The organism is Blautia sp. CAG:257 (genome assembly GCF_000433815.1).
GTDB lineage: Bacteria > Bacillota > Clostridia > Lachnospirales > Lachnospiraceae > Blautia_A > Blautia_A caecimuris.
Window position 1 is genome coordinate 1 of sequence record NZ_HF999043.1, and the last position, 1,367, is coordinate 1,367.

The 1,367-nt window shown below is 44.0% G+C and carries 1 protein-coding gene and 1 pseudogene; both read right to left on the bottom strand.

Annotation, left to right across the window (positions count from 1 at the left end; all coding sequences use genetic code 11):
- A pseudogene (locus tag QVP40_RS06060) lies at positions 1–187 on the bottom strand (hypothetical protein); the annotation flags it as partial.
- 56 nt (positions 188–243) lie between these two features.
- Positions 244–1,245, bottom strand: a complete 1,002-nt coding sequence (locus tag QVP40_RS06065) for a S66 family peptidase (protein WP_022067586.1) — start codon at positions 1,243–1,245, stop codon at positions 244–246.
- Between the last annotated feature and the right edge of the window lie 122 nt (positions 1,246–1,367).

Sequence of the window (1,367 nt, forward strand, 5' to 3'; positions counted from 1 at the left end):
TTTTATACCTGGCTTCAATCCGCATATACGCAACGCTGATTCCTATTCCCCAGAACATTATTCCCAGCACCAGAAAAATTGCCCAGGGCGAATTCTGCCTGATAAACAGCAGCGGAATCCCCAGTATTTCAAATAAAACTGTACCTGCACTCCAAAAAACTGACACTGCATGATTATACTTTTTCACATCCTTTACCTCAGACGCCTTCACAAATGTAAAAAAAGAAACTGGCTTCTCTGATCTCACTGTACAAACGGACTTTCCAGCAGGGAAACAGTTTTATTCTCCGCATCCAGCCTTACCTGGCAGCCAAGAGGCAGTGTAAACATGGGATGTGTATGACAGCAGTCAAACTCTGCCAGAACCGGAATCTCTGTTTCTCCCAGAACCTCCTGCAGAATTTCGTAAGGCTTTCTTCCTGTTCCGTTATCGTCAAATTTCTCATGTTTTCCCAGGATAATTCCGCTTACCCTGTCAAATACTCCGGCAAGCCTCAGCAATGAGAAGGAACGCTCAATGGTACATGCATCCTTCAGGGAATCCTCTATAAACAAAATATCTCCCTTCCGGATCTCAGGCATATACTCTGTTCCAAAAAATCCCTCCATGGTATTCAGGTTTCCACCGATGAGCCTTCCCTGACATACTCCCGGCTTTACGCAGATCCAGTCATTTTTGTACTGCGCCTTTGAACGATCCTGTTCATCCCATTTAATAAATTCATCTGTCCAGAACTCCGGCATCGGATACTCATAAGGACAGGTGATCCTGCCTTTTACCATGGAATCAAAGTACTCAAAGGTCCGGTCCACAAAAGGCGGCAGTTCCCCAAAGGAAGACGCTGCTGCAGGGCCGTAGAATGTCACCAGTCCGGTTTTCGCATAAATGGCAAGAAGCAGCGCAGTGGTATCTGAATACCCGATAATTATTTTCGGATGTTTTTTCAAATATTCATAATCAATATACGGAAGAATCGAATTTGTGTTATTTCCTCCAATGGATGCCATCAAAATCTGCACTTTTTCGTTATACAGCAGATTATTAAATTCCTCTGCCCGCTGCTGAATAGTCCCTGATCTGTAAAAATCCTGTTTTCCCTGTAAACTTCCGTGTATCATCTCATAGCCTCTGGACTTTAAATACTCTATGCCCCGGTCATAACGTACCGGAACTGTTGCCGAAACAGGAGATGAAGATGAAAATACTCCTATTGTTATCTGTCCGTTTAATTTACCTGCCTTCATATGTACTCCTCCCTTATAAGCCTTTCTTTTTCTGCAAGTATATCACAATTTCCTGCCCCTGAACTACTTTTATTGTTATGCCCGCAGCAAACTGACCAGAGCCTGCGCCATTCCCTCCTGCC